This window comes from Winogradskyella sp. UBA3174 (assembly GCF_002364335.1).
In the GTDB taxonomy this organism is placed as follows: Bacteria; Bacteroidota; Bacteroidia; order Flavobacteriales; family Flavobacteriaceae; genus Winogradskyella.
This window is the reverse complement of sequence record NZ_DEXW01000049.1, coordinates 27,000-30,334: the sequence shown is the minus strand read 5'-3', so window position 1 is coordinate 30,334 and position 3,335 is coordinate 27,000. Positions and strand designations below refer to the sequence as shown.

General features: G+C 33.5%; 2 protein-coding genes. Both read right to left on the bottom strand.

Annotation, left to right across the window (positions count from 1 at the left end):
• Positions 1 to 139: 139 nt before the first annotated feature.
• Positions 140 to 910: an outer membrane lipoprotein-sorting protein gene (locus B2U95_RS09480; RefSeq protein ID WP_296315516.1), complete on the bottom strand. Its 771-nt coding sequence runs from the start codon at positions 908 to 910 to the stop codon at positions 140 to 142.
• 44 nt (positions 911 to 954) lie between these two features.
• Complete coding sequence (locus tag B2U95_RS09475) at positions 955 to 3,303, bottom strand: efflux RND transporter permease subunit (RefSeq protein ID WP_296315512.1); 2,349 nt, start codon at positions 3,301 to 3,303, stop codon at positions 955 to 957.
• Positions 3,304 to 3,335: the final 32 nt, after the last annotated feature.

Here is a 3,335-nt window from a genome sequence, read left to right as displayed (position 1 = left end):
AACAGTTGAAATACTATTTTTTGCATTTTCATTGATGATATAATTTAAAAGTGCAATACCGAAAACTATTGCTATTAACCAACACTAACTAAAAGATGAAAGTAAATAGTTAACGGTATCGCCACTCTTTTAAGAGTTATTAATTACCTGCTCTTTTTAAAGCAACTTGAGAGAAATCTTCGTCAGCTAAATTCACTTCAAAATTATAGTTAGTAAATTCTAGACGTGTTTCTTTATTGCTCTGTACATTTACCATATTAAAGACGCCAGCTCTCCAAAATTTATTTTTATACTGCTTGTAATCACTATAGGTTAATGTTTTTAAAAGTGAACCTTTACGGTCGTAAAAATCTATTTTTTCCACTCTATAGCCTTTATCTTTATTATAAGTAACAACACGTTTTGTATATCCGGATTTTGGATCTAATGGGTCTTGTTCTACGATTAGAAGACTGCCATTTTCTTTAAGAAATTTATAGGTGTATTTTTCAACTTCTTGTGAAGATAAATCTTCATATGCAAACTCACTACCTACAAAAGGACCCGATTTATTGTTAGATGAAATACGTTTCACCCTTTTAATTGAAGGTAAAAATAACCATTGATCGTCTGAAACTGTTTTGTGTGTAAACGTAAGTGTAGCGGTGCCTTTAACGTCTTTTGGGCTATTAAAGACGATTAATGATTTGTCTCCATCTTCTGTTAATTCTAAAGTTTTAGTGGTTAAATCGCGCTCGCTGGTTTGACCATTTTTGTTTTTTAATGTCATTTTTAAATCTACAGTAGAGCTATTGAAACCTAAATCGGCTTGTTCTGCTGCTTTTGCAATTTCTAAGCCGCGTTCTTCTGCTGTTTGTGCATGTATTCCGAGTGTGCCTAAAATGGCAAATGCTAAGATTATTTTTTTCATCTTGTTAAATATTAAAATTTGTTATTGTGTTTAATTTGCGGTTACTATTTATCAATGCTTTTTATGTCCTTTTTACTTGTAAGAATGAGTAATGACGGTAATAGTATAAAGTCGATTATTAATGCTGACAATATGATAATTACTGTAATTCTTGCCATATAACTGTTTAAGGCAAATGCTGATGTAGAAAGGACAGTGAAACCTGCCAACAAAACAATGGTTGTCGTTACAAGAGCTTCTCCCACAGTTTCAAAAGCATAGATTACAGCTTGTTTGGCATTGTAACCTAATTCGCGTTGTGCTCTTAAAAATTTACTCATGAAGTGTACTGTGTCGTCTACAATAATACCTAAGGTCATCCCAAAAACTACGACCATTCCGGTGTTAATCGTGCCTTTATAGAGCCACCATAAGCCAAAACCAATAAGTACAGGTGTTACATTTGGAATAATACTTAATAGACCCAATTTAAAGTTCCGTAACGCAAGCATTAGAACTAATGAAATTAAAATTAGCGCAATTATATTCCCGTTAAACATACTTTCTGCTTGTCTAAATCCTAGATTTGAAAACATCAGCATAGGACTCACAGGAATAGCATGCATTTCTGTGGGTGTATTTTCTTTTAACCAATTTTCACTGCGTTTTGCAAAAGCAATAATTTCTGGGCTGCTAATGTTTTTAAGTGTAACTGTAACACGAGTTTCTGATTTATCGACATTTATTTGATTGTTTAAATCTAGACCAAATGGCAAGGACAATTCATATAACAATAAATATTGAGCAGCTTCTTGTCTGTTGGTTGGAACTTTGTAAAAACTTTCATCGTCGCCATGCATAGATCGATTAACTCGGCGCGCAACTTCACTAAAAGCATTTACATGCACGACTTCGGGTTGCTGGTTCAACCAATCTTCAAAGGCATTAAGTTTTTTAAGATATACTGGATTATTAATTCCGCCACTTTCTCCACTTCCAACAGAAAGTTCTATATTATAAATTCCTGTAAGGTTATCGCTTATATAATCTGTATCTGTTCTAAATTCAACACTTTCATCAAAATAATTAATAAATTCATCATTAAATACATTCTTTGTGGCCATGTAGGTCATTACACCAATTATTACAGCAGAAATAAGTGTTAGTTTTAATGGTTGTTTTACAACAAATTCACCAAACGAAACATACCTGTTTTTCCTAGTTTTGATGGTTTCTTGTTTGGCTTTCGCTTTTACTGGGAAAATTGCCATTAATGCCGGTAATGTCGTGGTTGAAAAAATAAACGCCATTGTCATTCCAAAAGCAGTAATATTTCCTAAATCCCAAAAAGGTGGGACATCGCCAAAATTCATAGTTAAAAACCCAATAACCGTAGTTAAACTCGTAATAAATACGGGCATAAAATTGAGTCTAATAGATTCTACTAACGCATCTATTTTACTTAGACCATCTTTGCGCATTTTTTGAAGCATAGTGACCAAAATGTGAATACTATCTGCAACCGCAAGCGTAAGAATCATAGTCATAAATGTTGCAGATGGAGGCGTTAATTTGATACCCATGATGCCTATAAAACCTACAGCACTTACAATTGAAAATAAAACAACAACTAACGTTGTTAGAGCACTATAAATACTTCTGGTTAATATAAGTGTCACAATAAGAACTAGAAGAATCATAATACCGGTAAGCTTTAAATCGTTCATAGAAGATTCAAAAAATGCTGTATTTAGGGGTACTAAGCCAGAAGTGTGCACTTCAAAATTTGGATGTTCATCTTTAAAATCAGCTATCATACCTCTCACAAAAGTGGTTACTTCAGGGATTTCTGCAGCACTATCTTCTCCAGGTAATCTTACCGTAATATTTATGGCGGTAACACTTCCTTTTTTATTTATAATACGATTTACAAGTAGTGGTTCCTTTAAAGCTATTACTTTAATGTCGTCGATTTCGGCAGCCGTTTTTAAAGCAGATTCATAAGATAAGTCATCAACATATAAATCGTCGCCTTCGGCACTTGTATGCTGAAAGTTGGTAATAGCATCAACGCGAGATGAGTATGGTGTATTCCAAGATTCTGCAGTTAGCGCTTCAATGGCCGAAAGGTTTCCTTTAGTAAATATATTACCATTTGAAGGTGAAAGAACCAAAATAACATTGTCGAGCTTTGTGTATTTTTCCTGAAGCGCATCAAAGGCTTCTAATTCTGGATTAGATCGGTTAAAAAACACATGGTAATCACCATCAAATTCCATTTTTCCTTGAGAGGCGAGACCAAAAGCTAATAATACTGTAGCGATAAGTACTTTCCATTTATGTTTAATAACAAAATTTGCCCAATTTTTTGCAAATCTGTTTGACGCGTTGCTTACTTTTTTTAGTGCATTCATTTTATGATTAATTTAGTTGACCAGTCAACTAT

Coding starts and splice junctions, on each gene's coding strand:
- B2U95_RS09480 (WP_296315516.1), bottom strand. CDS start 910: ATGAAAAAAATAATCTTAGCATTTGCCATTTTAGGCACACTCGGAATA.
- B2U95_RS09475 (WP_296315512.1), bottom strand. CDS start 3,303: ATGAATGCACTAAAAAAAGTAAGCAACGCGTCAAACAGATTTGCAAAA.